Origin of the sequence: Sorangium sp. So ce1036 (assembly GCF_051369805.1) — a bacterium.
GTDB lineage: Bacteria > Myxococcota_A > Polyangia > Polyangiales > Polyangiaceae > Sorangium > Sorangium cellulosum_F.
In genome coordinates this window covers 5,940,204-5,959,157 of record NZ_JBBMOX010000001.1, presented here as the reverse complement: position 1 = coordinate 5,959,157, position 18,954 = coordinate 5,940,204, and the positions used below count along the sequence as shown (strand labels likewise).

Genomic DNA, 18,954 nt, shown 5'->3' with positions numbered 1-18,954 from the left:
CGAGCAGCCGGAAGCGTCCGCGGTCCCGTGGGGAGCGCGGGCCGGGCCGGTGGATGTTCAGCAGTAGTTCAACCCCTCTCGTAACAACCCAGGCGGGGGCCGCCCCGGCCCCCCGACACTCCCGGAAAGACGGCGGATGTTCTTCAAGAACGACAGTGATCGCGGCAAGAATGCACCCGAACGCGGGATCGTCCCGCTGCTTCCGCTGCGCGACATCATCGTCTTTCCACACATGGTCTCGCAGCTCTTCGTCGGGCGCGAGCGCAGCATCGCGGCGCTCGACGAGGCGATGAACCGCGGCAAGGAGATCTTCCTCGCCGCCCAGCGGAACGCCAAGACGAACGACCCGACGCCGGACGACATCTTCGGCGTCGGCTCGGTCGGCGCGATCATGCAGCTCCTCCGGCTGCCGGACGGGACGGTGAAGGTCCTCATCGAGGGCAAGCGCCGGGCCCGGATTCGCCGTTACGTCCAGAGCGACGCGTACTTCCTCGTCGAGTACGACGAGATCGTCGAGAGCTCGGTGGCGAGCGTCGAGGTCGAGGCGCTGATGCGCTCGGTCCAGTCGACGTTCGAGATGTACGTCAAGCTCAACAAGAAGATCCAGCCCGAGGTGCTGATGGCGGTGCAGGCCATCGACGAGCCCTCGCGGCTGGCCGACACCATCATCGCCAACCTGCCGACGATCAAGCTGACCGACCGGCAGGCGCTGCTCGAGATGGAGGAGCCGCAGAAGCGGCTCGAGCGTCTCATCGAGCTGATGCAGGCCGAGATCGAGATTCTCCAGGTGGAGAAGAAGATCCGGAGTCGCGTCAAGAAGCAGATGGAGAAGACGCAGAAGGAGTACTACCTCAACGAGCAGATGCAGGCCATCCAGAAGGAGCTGGGTGGCGGCGAGCGCGACGAGTTCAAGAACGAGATCCAGGAGATCGAGGAGGCCCTCAAGACCAAGCGGATGAGCAAGGAGGCCGCCGCCAAGGTCAAGAAGGAGCTCAAGAAGCTGAAGATGATGCACCCCACGAGCGCCGAGGCGACCGTGGTGCGCAACTACATCGACTGGATCCTGGAGCTGCCCTGGTACGACAAGAGCGAGGAGCGGTATGACCTGGTCGAGGCCGAGAAGATCCTCGACGAGGATCATTACGGGCTGAAGAAGATCAAGGAGCGCATCCTCGAGTACCTCGCGGTCCAGGCGCTCACGAAGAAGCTCAAGGGCCCGGTGCTCTGCTTCGTCGGCCCGCCCGGCGTCGGCAAGACGAGCCTGGCGAAGTCGATCGCGCGCGCGACGGGGCGCAAGTTCGTGCGGCTCTCGCTCGGCGGCGTGCGCGACGAGGCGGAGATCCGCGGCCACCGGCGGACGTACATCGGCGCGCTGCCTGGCAAGCTGATCCAGTCGCTCAAGAAGGTCGGGACGAACAACCCCGTATTCCTGCTCGACGAGGTCGACAAGATGTCGACGGACTTCCGCGGGGATCCGGCGGCGGCGCTGCTCGAGGTGCTCGATCCCGAGCAGAACCACACGTTCAACGACCATTACCTGGATCTCGACTACGACCTCTCGGACGTGATGTTCATCACGACGGCGAACACGCTGTCGGGCATCCCCGTGCCGCTCCAGGACCGCATGGAGGTCATCCAGCTCTCGGGCTACACGGAGTTCGAGAAGCTGAACATCGCGGTGAAGTACCTCGTCCCCCGGCAGCGGAAGGAGTGCGGCCTGGAGGAGGTGCCGCTCGACTTCACGGAGGGGGCGCTCCGGACGATCATCCACCACTACACGAAGGAGAGCGGCGTGCGCTCGCTGGAGCGCGAGATCGCGAGCGTGTGCCGCAAGGTGGCGCGGCGGGTCGTGGCCGAGGGCAAGGAGCGGCCGATCGAGATCGTCGCGAAGAGCATCCCGAAGTACCTCGGCGTACCGAAGTACCGGCTCGGCAAGCGCGAGGAGCGCGACGAGGTGGGGCTCGTGAACGGCCTCGCCGTGACCAACGTCGGCGGCGACCTGCTCCCGGCCGAGGCGACGGTGGTGCCAGGCAAGGGCAAGCTCGTGATCACGGGGCTGCTCGAGAAGGGGATGGAGGAGAGCGGGCACGCGGCGATGAGCTACGTGCGCTCGCGCCTCGATCGGCTCGGGCTGGAGCCGGACGTCTACCAGAAGGTCGATGTTCACATCCATTTCCCCGACTTCGTCCGCAAGGACGGGCCGAGCGCGGGCGTGACCATGGTGACCGCGCTCGTGAGCGCGCTGATGAAGGTGCCCGCGCGCAGGGATCTCGCGATGACGGGCGAGATCACGCTGCGTGGCCGGGTGCTGCCGATCGGCGGGCTCAAGGAGAAGCTGCTCGCCGCGCACCGCGGCGGCATCGCGACCGTGATCCTGCCGAAGGAGAACCGGAAGGATCTCCGGGACGTGCCGCGGCGGGTGCTGAGGTCGCTGCGCCTCGTGCTCGTGGAGCACGTCGACGACGTGCTCCGGGAGGCGCTCGTCCTGCCGGATCCCGAGGCGATCTTCGGGCCGCCCAAGGGCACGCTGGAGTACCGGGACGGCGAGCTCGTGACCCACGAGGCGCAGGTCAAGGCGCCGCCGGTCCCGACCGGCGAGCCGACCCCGGCCGCCCCGGCCGCGCCTCCCGGCGCGTAGCCGCACGGGCCTGGCCGGGTGCGCGGCCGCCCTGCTGGGGGACCCCCCACCGGGCGGCGCGCCGCTGAACGGATGGGCTGGCGGCGGGCGCCGAGACGCACTAGCTGGCGTCTCGATGATTCGACGCGCACTGATATCGGTATCGGACAAGACGGGACTGCTGCCGCTGGCCCGGCGGCTCGCTTCGATGGGGGTGGAGATCCTCTCGACCGGAGGGACGCAGAAGGCGCTCCTGGAGGCCAATGTGCCTGTCGTCGGCGTGGAGGCGTATACGGGCTCTCCGGAGGTGATGGATGGCCGGGTGAAGACGCTCCACCCCCGGGTGCACGGCGGCATCCTGATGCGCGGCGCCATCGACGAGGCGGATCTCGCGCGGCTCGGGGGCGCGCCGATCGACCTCGTGGTCTGCAATCTCTATCCCTTCGAGGCGACCGTCCGGAAGCCAGGGGTCACGCACCCCGAGATCATCGAGAACATCGATATCGGCGGCCCGTCGATGGTGCGGAGCGCGGCCAAGAACCACGCGCGCGTGGCCGTGGTGGTCGATCCGGCCGATTACGACGCCGTGCTCGCCGAGGTCGAGCGGGACGGCGAGGTGTCGAGCGCCACGCGCCGGCGGCTCGCCACGAAGGCGTTCGCCCACACGGCGGCCTACGACGGGATGGTGGCGGGCTACCTGTCGTCGCTGCCCGAGGACGGCGAGCCGGACGCCGCCGTGCGCGAGGCGTATCCGCGCTTCCTGACGCTCGCGCTCGAGCGGGCCTATCCGCTCCGGTACGGCGAGAACCCGCACCAGCCGGGCGCCTTCTACCGCGAGCGGGGCGCGGCCGCGGGGTCGCTCGCGCTCGCGGAGTCGCTGGGGGCGGGCGGCAAGGAGCTGTCGTTCAACAACCTCGTCGACGCGGACGCGGCGTTCGAGGCCGTGCGGGAGCTCGGCCCGCCTGCCGCGGTCGTCGTGAAGCACACCAACCCGTGCGGCGTCGCCACGGGCGTCGACCTCGCGGCCGCCTACCGGACGGCGCGCGAGGCGGACCCGGTGAGCGCCTTCGGCGGGATCGTCGCGCTGAACCGCGAGGTCGACCGGGCGGCCGCCGCGGTGCTGGTGGAGACGTTCCTGGAGTGCGTCATCGCGCCCGCCTACACCCCGGAGGCGCTGGAGGTGCTCCGGACCAAGAAGAACCTCCGGGTGCTCGCGACCGGGACGCTGCTCCCGGCCGACCACCGGGAGCTGACCTTCAAGCGCGTCGGCGGGGGCCTGGTCGTCCAGGGGCGCGACGCGACCGCCGCCGGCGAGGTGCGCCGGGGCAAGGTCGTGACGAAGCGGGCGCCCACCGCGGAGGAGCTCGAGGCGCTCGAGCTCGGCTGGGGTGTCTGCAAGCACGTGAAATCCAACGCGATCGTGCTCGCGGTGCCGGGGAGCACCGTGGGGATCGGGGCCGGGCAGATGTCCCGGGTCGAGAGCGTGCGTATCGCCTGCAGCAAGGCGGGGGAGCGGGCCCGCGGGAGCGTCCTCGCCTCGGACGCCTTCTTCCCGTTCCCGGACGGCCTGGTGCTCGCCGCGGAGCACGGGATCCGGGCGGTCGCGCAGCCTGGGGGCAGCGTGAAGGACCCCGACGTGATCGCCGCGGCCGACGCGGCGGGGATCGCCATGGTGTTCACCGGGGTGCGGCACTTCCGTCACTGATTCCGCACCACCTCGCGTCGCTCCCGATCCGGGATGGGCCCTTTCTCCTCGGCAGGGAAAGGGCTCGCCGCGCTCGCAGAAAAGTTGACCCGGCGGCGTTGCCTGTGATGATGGTCCACGCTGCGCCTGGGCAGAACGCCGTGCGTGGCACGAAGGAGCGAGCTGTGGGCGGAATCAGCGAAACGTGCAGTGTTTGCGGGAGCGGATTCGAGGTCCAGTTCCGGTATCAGATGGAGGAGCGGGACGGCGGGTTCTCCTTCTTCTGCTCGCAGAAGTGCCTTGAAAAGAGCCAGCGCGGCGGCGAGATCGGCGCCGCGCTCGCGACGTGCGACGCGTGCGCCAAGCGGTTCCCCCCGGAGCTCGTCTCGCAGGTGCTCTACGTCGCCGGGCGGCGGCGCTACGCGTGCTCGCTGGGGTGCCGGACGCAGCTGGTCCGCGAGGCGAACGGGGCGCGGCTCGGGGCCATCGCCGCGGCGGCCGTGACGCCGGCCGCGGCGGAGCCGCCGGCCCGCGAGGCCGGGCTGGTCGGGAGCGACGCCGGCGCCGCCGGGGCCTGTGCCGCCGCGGAGGCGCGCGGGCCGGCGTCCCCGGAGGTGCCTGCCCGGACGAGCGCGGCGGTCGCCGTCGCGGCCGGGCCGGGGGCGGCGGCCGGGCAGGCCGCGCCCGCCGCGCGCCCGGCAGAGAGCAGGGCCCAGGGGGCGACCGCCGTGCCCCTGACGCCGACCGTGGGCACGCGGCGAGCGGCCCCGCCGCCGCAGCGTCCGGCCGGCGTGCCGTGCCGGCTGGCCGTGTTCAACCACAAGGGGGGCACGGGCAAGACGACCACGGCCGTGAGCGTCGCGGCCGGGCTCGCGGCCCGCGGCAAGCGGGTGCTCCTCGTCGACACGGACGCCCAGGGGAACGTCTCTGTCTCGCTCGGCGCGGGCGCGGAGCGGTCGCTCTATCACGTGCTGGTGATGGGTCTCCGGATCGCCGATGCGACCAGGACGGTGCGTCCGAACCTGGATCTCCTGCCGTCCAACGAGACGCTGGCCGCGGCCGAGCTCTACCTGGCGGGGCGCCAGAACCGGGATCGTGTGCTCTCGGACCGGCTCTCCGCCGCGGCGGCCGGGTACGACTACGTGGTGCTCGATTGCTCGCCGAGCCTGTCGCTGATGAACCAGAACGCGCTGGTGTTCGCCGACAGCGTACTCGTCCCGGTCGCGTGCGATTACCTGTCGCTCGTGGGCGTGCGGCAGGTGATCAAGACGGTGAAGAACGTCAACGCGCTGCTGCACCACCCCGTGCAGATCTGGGGCGTGCTGCCGACGTTCTATGATGGTCGCGCGAAGATCGCGCGCGAGGCGGTGAGCACGATGAAGCAGCATTTCGAGGATCGCTGCCTCGCGCCGATTCGCCAGGCCATCAAGGTGAAGGAGGCGCCCGCGCAGGGCCAAACGATCTTCGAGTATGCGCCGGGGACCCCGGCGGCGGACGATTACCTGGCGGTGGTCGATCGCATCATCGAGAGCCGCGAGCGCGGTGCGGCAGGCGTGGAGGCCGGCGTGCTGCGCGAGCCCGCGTCGCGGGGCACCGATCGGCCGGGCGCGGCAACGGAGCGGCCGGGCGCTGCGGCGGGTGCATGAAGGGACCCGCGAAAGCGGGGTCCCGCTGGATGAAGGGACCCGCGAAAGCGGGGTCCCGCTGGATGAAGGGACCCGCGCATGCGGGGTCCCGCTGGATGAAGGGACCCGCGCAAGCGGAGTCCCGCTGGATGACGAGACCCGTGGGCGCGGGGGCCTGAACGGGCACGGGGCGGGCAGGGAGCTGGAGGAAGCCATGACGAGCGAAGGCGATCTCGGGGGTGCCGCGATGGCGCAGCTCGAGCGCGACGAGGTGGAGGGCGTTTTGTCCGGGGCGTTCTATACGCCCGCGAGCGCGCCCCGTTCGCGCGCGAGGTCCCGGGCAGCCGGCGCCGCGTCCGAGCCAGGCGCCGCGCCGCCGCCGGATCGACCGCAGCACTACAAGGTCATCTGCATCTCGATGTACACCGAGGATCTCGAGCGGCTGGACGGGATGGTCGGCGCCCTCAAGGCGCGCGGGGTGACCAAGGCCAACCGCAGCGCGCTGATCCGCCATGCGCTCTCGCAGGTGGACCTCGACAAGATCCCGAAGGGGATTTAGGTAAGCCTCTCTATCCTCAGGCCGTAGCACCACGTCGCGCCGAGCAGGACGACGCCCGGCCGCACCACCGTCGGGGCAGCCCTCCCTCGCCGCTCGCGACCCGGCGAGGGGCGTACGCGTGACGGCGATCACGGCGGCGTGTCGCCGCGCCCGTGCGCTCCGGCGGCTGCGTTTCGGGCATGCGACGTGCTACAGTCGAGGCCACTACCGACGAGAGGGAACATGAACCAGAACTACGTAGGATACGGGACCCGTTCCTCGGTGATCCGTGCCGCCGCCGATACGCGCGAGCGCTTCATCGTCCGGACGTACAACCATCTGTTCGGGGCGATCGTCCTCTTCGCCGCGATCGAGATCGCGCTGTTCCAGACCGGCGCCGCCCTGGTCATCGCCAGGGCGATGATGGGCACGAGCTGGTTGCTGGTGCTCGGGGGGTTCATGCTCGTGAGCTGGCTGGCCAGCCGCGCGGCGCACACCTCCACGTCGAAGCCGGCGCAGTACGCCGCGCTCGGCGGCTTCGTGCTCGCCCAGGCGATCGTCTTCGTGCCGCTGCTCTACCTCGCGAACACGGTGGCTCCCGGCGCGATCCAGAGCGCCGGCCTCGTGACGATGGCCGGCTTCGCGGGGCTCACCGCGATCGCGTTCGTGACCCGCAAGGACTTTTCCTTCCTGGGGGCGCTCCTGCGCTGGGGCGGCATCTGCGCGCTCGTCCTCATCGCGGCCGGCGTGCTGTTCGGCTTCCAGCTCGGCACCTTCTTCAGCGTCGCCATGGTCGCGTTCGCCGGCGCCGCCATCCTCTACGACACGTCGAACGTCCTGCACCACTTCCCCGAGGACCGCTACGTCGGCGCCGCGCTCGAGCTCTTCGCGTCGGTCGCCATGATGTTCTGGTACGTCCTCCGCCTCTTCATCAGCTCCCGCGACTGAGCGGGGCGGACCCGCTGCGGATACGGGCCCACCTCGGCGTTTTCGGTGCTCGGCGTACTGGAGTACGCCTGCGCGCCGAAAACGCCGATCTGGGCCCGTCTCCTGTGCGGGTCCGCCCCGCTCGGCGACGCGCCTCGACGCTCGGCCGGGCGGTCCGGGGGGACTGGCCCTTTGGCGTTGACGTGGCTCGAGAGACAGAGGAGGCGGCTCCCGTCGGGGGCTTCGACCCTCACGCGCCGAGGAGCGCCTGGAGGGCTCGGAGCAGCGCGAAGAGCAGCAGGCCGGCGAGGGCGAGGAGCGCCGCCACGGCGACGAGCAGGCCCGCGTAGAAGCGGAAATCCGAGGGCTGCGGGCTGCCCTGGCTGCGGGACGCGAGGTGCGCATCCAGCAGGCTCAGGTTCCGCACGTTCGCCTTGAAGGCCGCGTCGAACAGATCGCCCAGCAGGGGGACCATGCCGATCAGCGCCTCGAGGCCCACGTTGAGCACCATGCGCAGCAGCGTCGATGCGGGGAGACGGTAACGCATCGCCGCGACCACGATGTACATCGAGAGCCCGAAGCCGACGAGGTCGCCCACGCCGGGGATCAGCCCGATGACCGCGTCGTAGCCGATCCGATAACCGACGACGGGAACGCGAATGGCGTTGTCCAGGAAGTGCCCCAGCCACCTCAGGCGCTTCAGCCCTTCCTCCTCGGGCGCGGCGGTCTTCGGCGGGGTGAGGGGCGTGACGGGCATGGTGGGCCGCTCTGCAACGTGGGTGCGATCGCGATCTCGCTCCGCATCATCGAGGCGGCGTCGCCGAGCGTCAACGTGGGGCTCGGCACCGAGGTGCTCTCAGCCCCTCGGCGAGCCCCCAGCGTGCCCCACCCCCGCGTCCGCGGAGGCGCGCCGCGATCACGGGCAGCCGGAGGCGACGAACTCGGCGACGAAGGGCGAGCCCGGGCGCTCCCGGAGCTCCTCGAAGCTCCCCTGCTGGATGAGGCGGCCGCCTTCGAGCACGGCCACCCGGCCGCCGATCGCGGCGGCGTCGGCGGGGTCGTGCGTGACGACCAGCGCCGGCATGCCGAGCTCCCTCAGGTACTCGGCCACGAACGTCCGCACGTGCCGCCTGGCCCCCGCGTCGAGCGCCGCGAGCGGCTCGTCGAGCAGCAGCGCCTCGGGCCTGGCGGCCAGCGCCCGGGCCAGCGCGACCCGCTGCCGCTCGCCGCCGGAGAGGCTCGCCGGGCGGCTCCGCGCGAGCTCCGCGACGCCGAGGTCCTCGAGCCTGCCGAGCGCCTCGTCGCGCCGCGCCCGCGGCGCCTGCCCGGGATCACGGCAGGCGAGGGCGAACTCGACGTTCTCGAGCGCCGACATGTGCGGGAAGAGGCCGTAGCTCTGGGGGAGGTAGCCGAGGCCGCGCTCCTCGGGCGGCAGGTCGATCCCGCGATCCGCGTCGAAGAGCGGGCGCCCGTTCAGCAGGATGCGACCGCGGCGCGGGGAGACGACGCCGAGGACCATCAGCAGGAGGCTCGTCTTGCCCGCCCCGTTCGGCCCGACGAGGACGAAGGGTCCGTCGCCGGCGGCGAGCTGCACCTCGAGCGAGAGCCTCCCGATCCGGGCCTTTAGGCTCACCTCGAGCATCGCGCCCTCCTCCCGCGAGCCAGGGAGCCGCCGCCGTCACGCGCCATGAAGCCGCTCCTCGCGCCGCGGCGCCGGTCGCCGGTCGCCCCGCTCCCCGTGGCGCGACAGGCGCGCCGCGCCGCCGCGGACGAGGAGCAGGAACACGAACGCCACGAGCACGAGCACGAGCGACAGGGCCTGCGCGATCCGGAGATCCGACTCGAGCGCCGTGTAGATCGCGAGCGGCAGCGTCTGCGTCTCGCCGGTCAGGTTGCCGGCGAACATGAGCGTCGCCCCGAACTCTCCGAGCGCGCGCGCCCAGGTCATGGCGGCGCCGCTCACGAGCCCGGGCGCGGCGAGCGGCAGGGCGATGCGGAGGAACACCCGGGCGGGGGAGGCGCCCAGGCTGCGCGCCACGAGGAAGCACTCCTCCTCGATGCTGCGGAAGGCGCTCGTCGCCGCCTGCAGGAAGAACGGCGCGGAGACGAACGTCTCCGCCATGATCACCGCCGCCGTCGTGAACGCGATCGACCCTCCGTCCGGCGAGACCCACCGGCCCAGGAGCCCCTGCCGCCCGAAGGCGAGCAGCATGGCGACCCCCGCCACGGCCGGGGGGATGACGATCGGGAGCTGGATGAGCGTCTCCACGGCCCGGTGGGCCCGGCCAGCGCCCCGCGCGAGGAGCCACGAGAGCGGCGTCCCGAGCACCACCACCACGGCCAGGCTGACGCTCGTCGTGAACAGGCTCAGCCGGAGGGCCGACAGCGCCAGCGGGTGCTTCAGCCCGGCTACGAGGTCGGACCAGCCCGTGGCCGTGACCAGCCCGACGAGCGGCAGCATCAGGAACGCGAACAGCGCGCTCGCCGCGGCGGCGACGACCAGGCGAAAGAGCCTCGCGCGGAGGGCGCTCCTCCGGGACATCCGCTCGCTCACTCCGGTCTTCCAGGGCGCTCGCCCGCGGCGCTCACGAGCCCGGACCTGGCGAGGATCTCCTGCCCGGCGGGGGACACCACGAGATCCAGCCACGCCCTCGCGAGCTCACGGTGACGGGCTCCGGTGACGACGGCCATGGGGTACTCGGCCATGACGTTCACCTCCGCGGGGAGGGAGACGACCTCCACGCGATCCCGGGCGGCCGCCGCGTCCGTGCGGTAGACGATGCCCGCGTCGGCCTCGCCCAGGACGACCTTCGCGAGGACCTGCCGGACGTTGAGCTCCCGCGAGACCACGCGCGCCTCGACCCTCGCCCGGAAGTCGGCGCCGAGCTTCCGCGAGGTCCTGTCCAGGATCTGGCTCGCGTACGCCCCGATGGGGACCTCCGGCGCTCCGACGACGATCCGCGCGGCGCGGGGCAGGTCGGCCAGCGTCCGGATCGCGGGCGCTCTCCCCCGCGGCACGACGAGGACCGGCTCGTTGCGGGCGAAGATCACCGGATCGCCGACCTTCCCCGCGCGGCGCAGCGCGGCCATGTGCCGGAGATCGGCCGACGCGAAGACGTCGGCGGCCGCGCCGTGCTCGATCTGCGTCCGGAGCTCCTGGCTGCCCGCGAAGTTGAAGGAGATCGCCACGGCGGGCCGGCGCTTCTTGAGCTCCTCCGCCAGGTGGCTGAAGCTCTCGCGGAGCGACGCGGCCGCGAAGACGACGAGCCGCTGCTCGGCGCCCGCGCCCGCGGCGTGAGCGGCCCCGGACCCCTCGCACGCGGCGAGCGAGGACAGGAAAAGCCCCAGGAGGCCGGCCATCAGCGCCCGGCGGCGGGGGGCGAGGCTGCCGAGGTGGCTCTGGCGCACGCGACCCGTGGCGACGCGCAGCGCCCGGACCCGGTTGCGTGCGGCGCTCTCCATGACGCGAGCTCATACCACGCTGGAATGCATCGCTGTCATGGGCCAGCGCTGGAACATCGCGCTCGAGCCCGCTCCAGGTTTCGAGGGGGCCCCGAGAAGGGGGTCGCTCCGGACAGCGCGGGCGCTGGGCACCGGCGCCGGGGGCGCTCCTCGGTGTCAGTGCCCTCGCAGCCCTGCCCGGCGGCGCGCCGGGGTCAAGAGCCGCTCTCGTCGGGCTCGATGCCCAGCGCGCGCAACTGCGCCGCGAGCCGCTCCGCGCGCGCCTGCTCGCGCTCCGCGCGCGCCTGCTCGCGCTCCGCGCGCGCCCGCTCGCGCTCGGCTCGCTCCGCCCCCGTCGGCACCACGCGGCCATCGGCGGTGTGCCAGCGCAGCCACCGATCGTGCCGACCCTCGTGGACGCCTTCCCACGCGGAGAGCCCCAGCCCCACGGCCTCGAACCAGGCGTTCTCCATGGGCACGTAGGTGTGCCCGCGCATCTCGAACGCGCGCAGCGCCGGGCCGCCGAGGTGGCCGGCCGGATCCCAGACGACGTAGTAGGCGACGCGCATCCATGCGTAACGGCGCCGCTTCAGGCCGAGCTCGTCGCCCTCGCGGTTCGAGACGATCTCGATCACCACGTCGGGCGGCTTGCCGAACTCCCAGAGGAAATAGGACCGATGCTCCTTCTGCCACCACGCCTCGTGCAGCGCGACGTCCACGCTGAGGAGCACGTCCGGCACGAGCGGCGGCTCCTTGGGCGTGGCAAAGAGGCCGACGTTGGCCGCTGCCAGGAAGCTCCGTCGCTCGCCCTCCTGCGCCGGAGGCCCGGACCACGAGCTGTAGAGCGCCTCGGTCAACAGCCGCTGCTGCTTCTCGGAAGGAAAGTTGTCCAAGGGCGTGTCGTCCTCGGTCACGATCGCCGACACGTCCGGCCCGACCACCTCGTCGAGCGGGGCGGCGGAGCTCGCCAGCATCGGGGGCATCGCCAGCATCGAGGACATCGAGAGACAACTTCCCGACGGAGAGCGCCCGTGTCAAGCGCCAGCCCAGGGCGAGGCCGCGCTTCCGCCCGCGCTCGACGCCCGCGGCGCCGCCGCGCAGCGCGGGCGCCCCGCCGGCCGCGCTACGGCGCGGGCGGCGCCGCCTCGGCCTCCGCCAGCGGTACGAGGCGCACGCGCTCCTCGTACAGCGCGCCGCCCTCGCCGATGTCCGTGGTGCGGGCGCGGATCAGCGCGTTGGCGCAGCGGCCGTCGTGGAGGTGGCCGCCCTTCGGCATGAGCGCCACGTCGCGGCGCTGGGCGGGGTCGTGGCGGAGCCGCACCACCAGCGCGCCGATGCGCGACTCGAGCCGGCAGACGCCGCCGTCGGGCACGCCGCCGGCCGCGTCGGGGTGGACCGTGACGACGGCAGGGCCCTCCTGCGGCCGCGCCCATTGCGAGCACTGGGACCGCTCGGTGGAGAGCGCCATGAGGCGCAGCGGGAGCTCGCCCGCGTCGGGGTCCGCGCGCTCCTCCGGCGGCGCCTCGGTGATGAGGTTGACCCGGCCGGTCGGGGTCGGGAACTTGCGATCGGCGAAGAGCACCTCGGGCGCCAGCGGATTGCGCACCGGCTCGCGCTCCAGGGTCTCGAGGGTGATGCCGAAGGGGGCGAGCCTCGGCTCGGTGACCCGCCGCTTCCATTCGCGGACGCTGCCGTCGAGCGCGTCACCGAGGCCCACGCGCGGCGCGAGCGCCTGCATGATCTCGAGATCGCTCTTCACCCCGTCCGGGGGCGGGACCACGGGCGTGGAGACGCCGAGGTAATGGTGGCCGTACGCGCCGAGCACGTCGTCGGCCTCGAGCAGCGTCCTCGTGGGCAGGACGAGGTGGGCGAGCCGCGCCGTGTCCGTGAGGAACGAGTCGACGACGACGACGAAGTCGCGCGTCCTGAGCGCCTCCGCGACGGTCCCGGACTCGGGCAGCATGGCGACCGGGTTGCCCGCCGTCACCCACACGGCGCGGATCGGCGGATCGCTCATCCGGAGCACCTCCGGGCCGAACAGCGGCTCGCAGACGGTGCGGGGCGGGGGGCGCTGGCCCTGGAACGGGGAGAGATCGAAGGCGCCGCGGCGCTTGAAGTAGAACGAGACGCCGCCGCCGGGGACGCCGAGGTTGCCGCTCACCGCGGAGAGCGCGTCGAGGGCGCGCACGATCGCGCCGCCCGAGGTGCGCCGGCCCATGCCCCAGCCCACGAGGATCGCGGTCGGCCTCTCGGGGCCGAGGCGGCGCGCGAGGTCCAGGGCGGCGCCCTCGGGCACGTCGGCGTCGGCGCACCACGCGGCGACCGAGCGGCTCCGCGCGAGCGCGCGGAAGGCGTCGAGGTGATCGCACGTCTCCTCCGCGCGCGGGTCGGTCCACCCCTCGTCGAAGAGCACGCGGGCCACGGCCATGGCGAGCGCGAAGTCGCCGCCCGGGCGGGGCTGGTAGTACGCCCCGCACAGGGAGGCGGTCTTGTGGTGCACCGGGTCGATGAGGACGAGCTCCGCGCCGCGCGCCCTGGCCTCGCGCAGCACGGGCAGGGTGTGGGGGCTCGAGGTGAAGACGTTCTTGCCCCAGAGCAGGATGTGCCGGGCGTTCTTCAGGTCGGCGAGATCGTGGCTGTCCTCCTCGCCGAAGTCGGTGAGCTGCGCGGCGTCGCCCGCGCCGGAGCAGATGTCGCCGCGCTTGACCGTGACCGGCCCGAACCGCGCGAAGAAGGCGTCGGTGATCCCCGTGAGGATCCCGAGCGAGCCGCCGCTCCGGTAGTGGAAGATCGCGGCCGGGCCCGACTCGGCGCGGATCCTGAGCAGCCGCTCGGCCGCGGTGTCGAGCGCTTCGTCCCACGACACGGGCGTGAGCGCTCCGCCCTTGCGGAGCAGGGGGGTCGTGAGGCGCGCGGGCGAGTACTGGGTGTCCAGGAAGCGCGATGTCCGGTAGCAGAGAAAGCCCCTCGTGACGGGGTGGCTCGGGTCGCCGGCGAGGCGCACCACGCGGCCATCCTCGACGGTGGCGACGATGCTGCAGGCGTCGGGGCAGTCGCGGTTACAGGTGGTCTTGCGGAGCTGCTGCACCGCGGCAGTCTAGATCAGGAGCGCGCGCGCCGCATGGGCGGTGAGCGCCGCGTCGCCCCGGTTGTCTCCCGGTCGTCCGGGAGGTGCCGAGTCCGCCGGTGTCGTCGGCCCGTCACGCGATGCGGCGACGTTTCTGCCGCAAGGTGGCCGCCGCAACGGGCCGGTGACATAGGGAAAATCCACGCTGTGCACATCCCGGGATGGAGGCTTATGTTCACGAGAGCTCAATTTTCTCTGTTGCTGTGGGGATCTTTGTTCGCGGCCGCGAGCGGCTGCGGTGACGGCGATGGTCCTCCCGGATCGTCATCGGAAGGGGACGGCGATCCGGGCGGCTCCACCGGAGGCCAGGTCGCCACGGGGACCAGCGGCAGCGCGGGCGCGAGCGGCGCGACGACGGCGAGCGGGGCAGGGGGCGCGGGCGCAGGCGCAGACGGCGGTGCCGGAGAGGGGGGGCTCGGAGAAGGGGGGCACGGCGAGGGGGGGCACGGCGGGGGAGGGTTCGGAGGAGCGGGCGGCGGGGGCAGCGACGCGCGGATCTGCCCGGGAGGACCGTACGCGGCCGATCCGCTGCCGGCGAACCGCAGGGCGCAGCAGGTGCGCGGCGGGTTCGACTACGTCGAGGGGCCGGTCTGGGTCGCCGAGCTCGGCGCGCTGCTGTTCTCGGAGATCCACCTCGCGCGGCGCAATGCGCCGCCGCTCAACGGCCCGCCGGCGACGATCCATCGGTTCACGCCGCCGGACTCGTTCGAGGTGTTCATCGAGGACAGCTCGACGAACGGTCTCGGCCTGTTCACGGACGGCGACCTGATCGCGTGCACCCACGACACGCGCAGCATCTCCGTGTTCGACCTCGGCACCAGGGCGCGGCGCCCGGTGGCCGAGGGCTACCAGGGCAAGCGGTTCAACTCGCCGAACGACGTCGCCGTGCGGGCCGACGGCAACGTCTACTTCAGCGATCCCGATTTTCAGCTCACCGGCCGGTCGGAGCTGCCGACCGCGGTGTACCGCGTGTCGCCGTCCGGCGAGGTGAGCGTCGTGGACACCATGGCCCAGCCGAACGGCGTCGCGCTCTCGCCGGACGGGAGCGTGCTCTACGCCGGCGATTTCGGCGGCTGGATCCGGCGATATCCGCTGGACGAAGGCGGCGCGCCCGGCCCCTCCTCCGAGCTCGCCTCGAACCTCGAGAGCGCCGACGGCATGGCCGTCGACTGCGCGGGCAACCTCTACGTCGGGTGGAGCCGCGGCGTCGAGGTCCTCGCGCCGTCGGGCGCGAGGCTCGGCACGATCGAGGGGGTGAACAAGGCGTCGAACGTCGCGTTCGGCGGCGCCGATCGGAAGACGCTCTACATCACGGCGGGCAACTCGCTCTATTCGATCGAGATGAACATCCCCGGCTATCCCTACTGAAGGCGCAGCCCTCGGGGGGGGCCGCCCGTGGATCCGGGCAAGGGGATGAACGCGCCGCCGGCCGCCTGGCGCGGTCCGGTTTTGTTCGGCGCTCTCACTCGGTCGCGAGCCGCTCGGGGGCGTACTCGCGGGACTCGTCGCCCGAGACCTCCTGGGCGATGGCCCGGAGCTGCTCGTAGCGCTCGCGCAGCAGCGACCACAGCCGATCGCGGATGTCCCTCGAGTCGAGCCGCTCCGCGGGGCGGGTGTTGCGGAGCAGCCACTTCGCCGCCTCGTTCATCCGGGCGAGCTCCTCGCGGGGGATCGAGATGCGGTTCTGCACGTGGCTCCACCGGTCCATGATGAGATCCGTGATCGCGGCGGCCGCGTTCGCGGGATCGCCGGCCACGAGCGCGCGCCGGACGATCCCGAACGTCTCGGGGACGATGCCGCGGGGGAAGCACACCTCGGCCGCCGCGAGCGTCGGGCGGAGCGCCTCGTGGATCAGGTCGAGCCGCTCGGCCACTTCGGGCGGCGACGCCTCTTCGGGCTGCATCCGCGTGGCCGCATAGTCGAGCGCCATCGCGAGCTCCGGCAAGGTGCGGATCGCGTCGAAGCGGGACTTCGGCAGCCGGCGCCGGTGGCGCGCCGGATCGCGCGTCACGGACTGCACCGCGCGCCGGACGATCGCGAGCACCCCGCTCGCGTCGCCGCGGAAGGCGTGGACGTGGGCCGCGGGGAGCTCGCTCGCGGGCATCGCGTACCGCTCGTACCGCTCGCGATCCAGGCTCGCGTCGCCCCGGGGGCGCGGGCCGTCCGGCAGCGGCCGGGCGCCGGCGGACGACGCCAGCCCCGCGGCCTCCGGCCGGGCCGCACCCAGGAGGGCCCCCGCAGCGTCCGCCGGCGCCTCCGGGCTGGATGGCTCGCCGTTCGCGGTCGGCCCGGACGCCACGCCGTTCGTGGTGCTCTCGGCCTCGAGCGGTGTGGACCGAAGCGCTGGAGCCCGCAGCGCATCGAGGTCGTCTCGCGCACGCCTCATCCGGTTCATCGTACGTAAGTCGGCGCGACGGTACAAGATCCGGCACCGGCGGCGAACGCGGTCGCGCGCCGCTGGCGGGCGAGCGTGCGCTACCGGCGAGCGGGCCGTGTCGCCGCGCGCGGGTCACGCGTGGAGCGCGTCCCAGAAGCCGCGGAGATCCTCGGTGAGCGGCGCCTCGATGCGCACGCGCTCGCCGGTCGCCGGATGGGTGAGCTCCAGGAGCGCGGCGTGGAGCGCGTGCCGGTCGAGCTCGAGCGCCCGGCGGTCCTCCTCGGTGAGCACGCCGTCGGCGCCGCGCGCGAACAGGTCCTCGTCCGGCCCGTAGAGCTTGTCGCCGACGAGCGGCAGGCCGCTCGCCGCGAGGTGGACCCGGATCTGGTGCTGGCGGCCCGTCTCCAGCGTGCAGCGGATCAGCGCGTAGCGGCGGCCGGTGCGCGGATCGACGCGGCGGCCCAGCACCTCGCACGCGGTGGCGGAGGCGAGCCCGCGGCCCGGCGGCGCGATCCGCATCTTCACCTTGTAGCGGCTCGTCGGGTCGAGCTCGATCGGCAGCTCGACGCGGAACGCGTCCTGCTCGGGCCAGCCCCACGCGATCGCCGCGTAGCGCTTGACCACGCCCGCGCGCTCCTCGAACTGCGCCTTCACCGTCCGGTCCGCCTCGGGCGTGCGGCAGAGCAGGAGCACGCCGCTCGTCTCCCGGTCGAGCCGGTGGGCGAGGAACAGCCGCTCGCCCGGCCGCGCGGCCTCCATCATCTTGATGACGGTGCTCTTGTGGTACCGCGCCGTGGGGTGCACGGGCAGGCACGGCGGCTTGTTGACGGCGAGGAGCGCCTCGTCCTCGTGGAGGACCGGGATCGCGGTGTCGGGGGCCTGCTCGTCCCACGGCTCGCGCCAGAGGAGGATGCACTGCTCGGGCCGGACGCGGTCGCTGCCGCGCAGGCGCCGCGCCTCGGGCGAGTAGGCGCCGCGGGCGACGATCTGGGCGGCGCGCGTGCGGCTCGTGCGCTTGAGCTGGGTCTGGACGAACCGGTCGAGCCGCATGCCGGCCGACTCGGGCGGCACGCGCAGCACGGTGACGACCGAGCCCTCCGGCACCTCCGGCGGGCGCACCACCTGCGTGCCGCGGCCGAAGGGGCCGGTCGTGCCGGCGAGCTCCCGCGCGCTGATCCTGGTCATGGGTCGAGGTTGCCCGGAGCCTTTAGCAAAAGCCCCGGCCGGGCGCGCGGAAAAGCCGGCGGCCCGCGGGCGCGGCGGGGCGAAGGCGACCGCCCGCGGGCGCGGCGGGGTGAAGGCGACCGCCCGCGGGCGCGGCGCCGCGGGCGACAGGGCGAGGAGGCTCGTCGGGGCGCGCCGGCCCGCGGCTCACCGGGGGACGATGATCTCGCAGGGGAAGTCGAACGAGATCTCCGTGGCGTCCTTGAGCTGCTCGCAGGCGTCGCCGACCAGGACGAGCTGGGTGGCGCTCTCCATGGTCCAGCCGTTCTGCGCGTCGTAGGGCACGCTCGCGCCGTCGATGAGCACCTTGCCGAGCGACGCATTGGGGAGGTCGACCTTGATCGAGCCCTGGAGGTCGAACGTGCAGCTCTTCACGCCGGCGATGGCGGCGCTGAGCTCGTTCTCCAGGGCGGTCGCGTCGGTGGGGTCCGGCGTGTAGTACGTCGCCGAGCCGCCGGCCTCGGCGTAGGTGCCCGCGTTCTCGAAGCACGGCGCATCCATGCCGCTCTGGGGCCGCCCGACCGGCTGGCCGGCGCCGGCGTTCGCGATGTCCTGCAGGTGCTGCTCGAGCGCGCCTGTCCCGAGGCCGAAGACGAACGTGCCGATGCCCTGGGCGTGGGCGTCCTGCACCGCGCCGATCACGTCGTCGCGCGCGCACTCGGCGCGCACGTCGTCGCAGCGATCGGGCTCGCCGTCGGTGACGAACAGGATGTACTTGGCGCCGGGCTCGGGGAACGCGAGGAGCTCGGGGACGACGACCTCGTTGAACGTCATGGCGGTGGGCGTCTCGAGCTTGCCCTGCGGCGGGACCGAGGCCTCGTCGTAGGCGGCGGCGATGGCGGCGTGGTGGTTGAGGGCGATGCCCTCGGCGCGCGCGAGCAGCGGGCACTGCTGGCCGGCGAGCCCCGTGAACGTGAGGAACCCGAAGCGCACGCGGTCCTGCAGGTTCTCGACCACGTTGAGCACCGCGGTCTTGAGCGGGTCCCAGTAGCCGCTCGAGTACATGCTGCCCGAGCGGTCGACGACGATCATCACGGTCGGCGTCTGCGGCTCGAACTGGATCTCGAGCTGCTGGCAGCTCCCGCCGCCGCCTTCGGCCCCGGTCGTGATGACGTCGGTGCCGCCGACGTTGGTGCCGAAGGTGTCCGGCGCGCCGCCTGAGCCGTCGCCGGTGGTGGTGGTCGTCGTCGCCGTCGTGGTGCCGCCGCCGGCGCCGCCGGCGCCGCCGGCGCCCTGCGGCGTCTGGCCGTTGTCGTTGCCGCCGCCGCAGCTCGCGGCGAGGCCGGCGGCGACGAGGGCGGAGGTGGTGAGGGCATGGAGCCTGGAAAAGACAAGAGTACTTCGCACGATCCAGACGATACACGGGCCGCGACGGCTTGTCGCCGCCCGGGCGG

15 protein-coding genes are annotated in these 18,954 nt (G+C 72.7%); 6 read left to right on the top strand and 9 right to left on the bottom strand.

Annotated features, from left to right (window positions below):
- Positions 1 to 136: 136 nt before the first annotated feature.
- From lon to WMF31_RS22465, 5 genes are all read left to right on the top strand, one after another.
- The gene (gene lon, locus WMF31_RS22485) at positions 137 to 2,638 is read left to right on the top strand and encodes an endopeptidase La (RefSeq protein ID WP_436603913.1); all 2,502 of its coding nucleotides are present in this window, start codon (positions 137 to 139) and stop codon (positions 2,636 to 2,638) included.
- A 115-nt stretch (positions 2,639 to 2,753) separates the two neighbouring features.
- Positions 2,754 to 4,322 (top strand): bifunctional phosphoribosylaminoimidazolecarboxamide formyltransferase/IMP cyclohydrolase, encoded by a 1,569-nt coding sequence (gene purH / locus WMF31_RS22480; RefSeq protein WP_436603912.1) that lies wholly within the window; start codon positions 2,754 to 2,756, stop codon positions 4,320 to 4,322.
- 164 nt (positions 4,323 to 4,486) lie between these two features.
- Positions 4,487 to 5,947, top strand: a complete 1,461-nt coding sequence (locus WMF31_RS22475; RefSeq protein ID WP_436603911.1) for a ParA family protein — start codon at positions 4,487 to 4,489, stop codon at positions 5,945 to 5,947.
- 193 nt (positions 5,948 to 6,140) lie between these two features.
- Entirely contained in the window at positions 6,141 to 6,485 is a 345-nt protein-coding gene (locus WMF31_RS22470) for a hypothetical protein (protein ID WP_436603910.1), read from the top strand.
- A 222-nt stretch (positions 6,486 to 6,707) separates the two neighbouring features.
- Positions 6,708 to 7,412 carry a Bax inhibitor-1/YccA family protein gene (locus tag WMF31_RS22465; RefSeq protein ID WP_436603909.1) on the top strand — a complete coding sequence of 235 codons (705 nt, stop codon included), beginning with the start codon at positions 6,708 to 6,710 and terminating at the stop codon, positions 7,410 to 7,412.
- A gap of 229 nt (positions 7,413 to 7,641) precedes the next feature.
- Here WMF31_RS22465 and WMF31_RS22460 read toward each other — a convergent pair whose 3' ends face one another.
- The 6 genes from WMF31_RS22460 to WMF31_RS22435 all read right to left on the bottom strand — a co-directional run bounded on the left by WMF31_RS22460 (position 7,642) and on the right by WMF31_RS22435 (position 13,920).
- Positions 7,642 to 8,148: a DUF4112 domain-containing protein gene (locus tag WMF31_RS22460; RefSeq protein WP_436603908.1), complete on the bottom strand. Its 507-nt coding sequence runs from the start codon at positions 8,146 to 8,148 to the stop codon at positions 7,642 to 7,644.
- A 159-nt stretch (positions 8,149 to 8,307) separates the two neighbouring features.
- Positions 8,308 to 9,033 (bottom strand): ATP-binding cassette domain-containing protein, encoded by a 726-nt coding sequence (locus tag WMF31_RS22455; protein WP_436603907.1) that lies wholly within the window; start codon positions 9,031 to 9,033, stop codon positions 8,308 to 8,310.
- Positions 9,034 to 9,069: 36 nt separating this feature from the next.
- A complete protein-coding gene (locus WMF31_RS22450; protein ID WP_436603906.1) occupies positions 9,070 to 9,933 on the bottom strand; it encodes an ABC transporter permease in 864 nt (287 codons plus the stop codon).
- 8 nt (positions 9,934 to 9,941) lie between these two features.
- Positions 9,942 to 10,853 (bottom strand): molybdate ABC transporter substrate-binding protein, encoded by a 912-nt coding sequence (modA, locus tag WMF31_RS22445; RefSeq protein WP_436603905.1) that lies wholly within the window; start codon positions 10,851 to 10,853, stop codon positions 9,942 to 9,944.
- A 194-nt stretch (positions 10,854 to 11,047) separates the two neighbouring features.
- The gene (locus WMF31_RS22440; RefSeq protein ID WP_436603904.1) at positions 11,048 to 11,833 is read right to left on the bottom strand and encodes a Uma2 family endonuclease; all 786 of its coding nucleotides are present in this window, start codon (positions 11,831 to 11,833) and stop codon (positions 11,048 to 11,050) included.
- Positions 11,834 to 11,955: 122 nt separating this feature from the next.
- Positions 11,956 to 13,920 carry a molybdopterin-dependent oxidoreductase gene (locus WMF31_RS22435; RefSeq protein ID WP_436603903.1) on the bottom strand — a complete coding sequence of 655 codons (1,965 nt, stop codon included), beginning with the start codon at positions 13,918 to 13,920 and terminating at the stop codon, positions 11,956 to 11,958.
- A 237-nt stretch (positions 13,921 to 14,157) separates the two neighbouring features.
- Between WMF31_RS22435 and WMF31_RS22430 the strand changes: the two genes are divergently transcribed.
- The gene (locus WMF31_RS22430; RefSeq protein ID WP_436603902.1) at positions 14,158 to 15,327 is read left to right on the top strand and encodes an SMP-30/gluconolactonase/LRE family protein; all 1,170 of its coding nucleotides are present in this window, start codon (positions 14,158 to 14,160) and stop codon (positions 15,325 to 15,327) included.
- A gap of 94 nt (positions 15,328 to 15,421) precedes the next feature.
- Here the strand turns inward: WMF31_RS22430 and WMF31_RS22425 are convergent, their stop codons facing one another.
- From WMF31_RS22425 to WMF31_RS22415, 3 genes are all read right to left on the bottom strand, one after another.
- Positions 15,422 to 16,345, bottom strand: a complete 924-nt coding sequence (locus WMF31_RS22425) for a hypothetical protein (protein WP_436603901.1) — start codon at positions 16,343 to 16,345, stop codon at positions 15,422 to 15,424.
- A 123-nt stretch (positions 16,346 to 16,468) separates the two neighbouring features.
- Complete coding sequence (locus WMF31_RS22420) at positions 16,469 to 17,521, bottom strand: RluA family pseudouridine synthase (RefSeq protein ID WP_436603900.1); 1,053 nt, start codon at positions 17,519 to 17,521, stop codon at positions 16,469 to 16,471.
- A 186-nt stretch (positions 17,522 to 17,707) separates the two neighbouring features.
- Positions 17,708 to 18,907, bottom strand: coding sequence for a vWA domain-containing protein (locus tag WMF31_RS22415; protein WP_436603899.1), 1,200 nt, complete (start codon positions 18,905 to 18,907; stop codon positions 17,708 to 17,710).
- Between the last annotated feature and the right edge of the window lie 47 nt (positions 18,908 to 18,954).

Excerpts from the sequence above, each read along its gene's own strand:
- lon (WP_436603913.1), top strand. The coding sequence starts at position 137 with ATGTTCTTCAAGAACGACAGTGATCGCGGCAAGAATGCACCCGAACGC.
- WMF31_RS22425 (WP_436603901.1), bottom strand. The coding sequence starts at position 16,345 with ATGAGGCGTGCGCGAGACGACCTCGATGCGCTGCGGGCTCCAGCGCTT.
- WMF31_RS22460 (WP_436603908.1), bottom strand. The coding sequence starts at position 8,148 with ATGCCCGTCACGCCCCTCACCCCGCCGAAGACCGCCGCGCCCGAGGAG.
- WMF31_RS22420 (WP_436603900.1), bottom strand. The coding sequence starts at position 17,521 with ATGACCAGGATCAGCGCGCGGGAGCTCGCCGGCACGACCGGCCCCTTC.
- WMF31_RS22450 (WP_436603906.1), bottom strand. The coding sequence starts at position 9,933 with ATGTCCCGGAGGAGCGCCCTCCGCGCGAGGCTCTTTCGCCTGGTCGTC.
- purH (WP_436603912.1), top strand. The coding sequence starts at position 2,754 with ATGATTCGACGCGCACTGATATCGGTATCGGACAAGACGGGACTGCTG.
- WMF31_RS22465 (WP_436603909.1), top strand. The coding sequence starts at position 6,708 with ATGAACCAGAACTACGTAGGATACGGGACCCGTTCCTCGGTGATCCGT.
- WMF31_RS22455 (WP_436603907.1), bottom strand. The coding sequence starts at position 9,033 with ATGCTCGAGGTGAGCCTAAAGGCCCGGATCGGGAGGCTCTCGCTCGAG.
- WMF31_RS22440 (WP_436603904.1), bottom strand. The coding sequence starts at position 11,833 with ATGTCCTCGATGCTGGCGATGCCCCCGATGCTGGCGAGCTCCGCCGCC.
- modA (WP_436603905.1), bottom strand. The coding sequence starts at position 10,853 with ATGGAGAGCGCCGCACGCAACCGGGTCCGGGCGCTGCGCGTCGCCACG.
- WMF31_RS22470 (WP_436603910.1), top strand. The coding sequence starts at position 6,141 with ATGACGAGCGAAGGCGATCTCGGGGGTGCCGCGATGGCGCAGCTCGAG.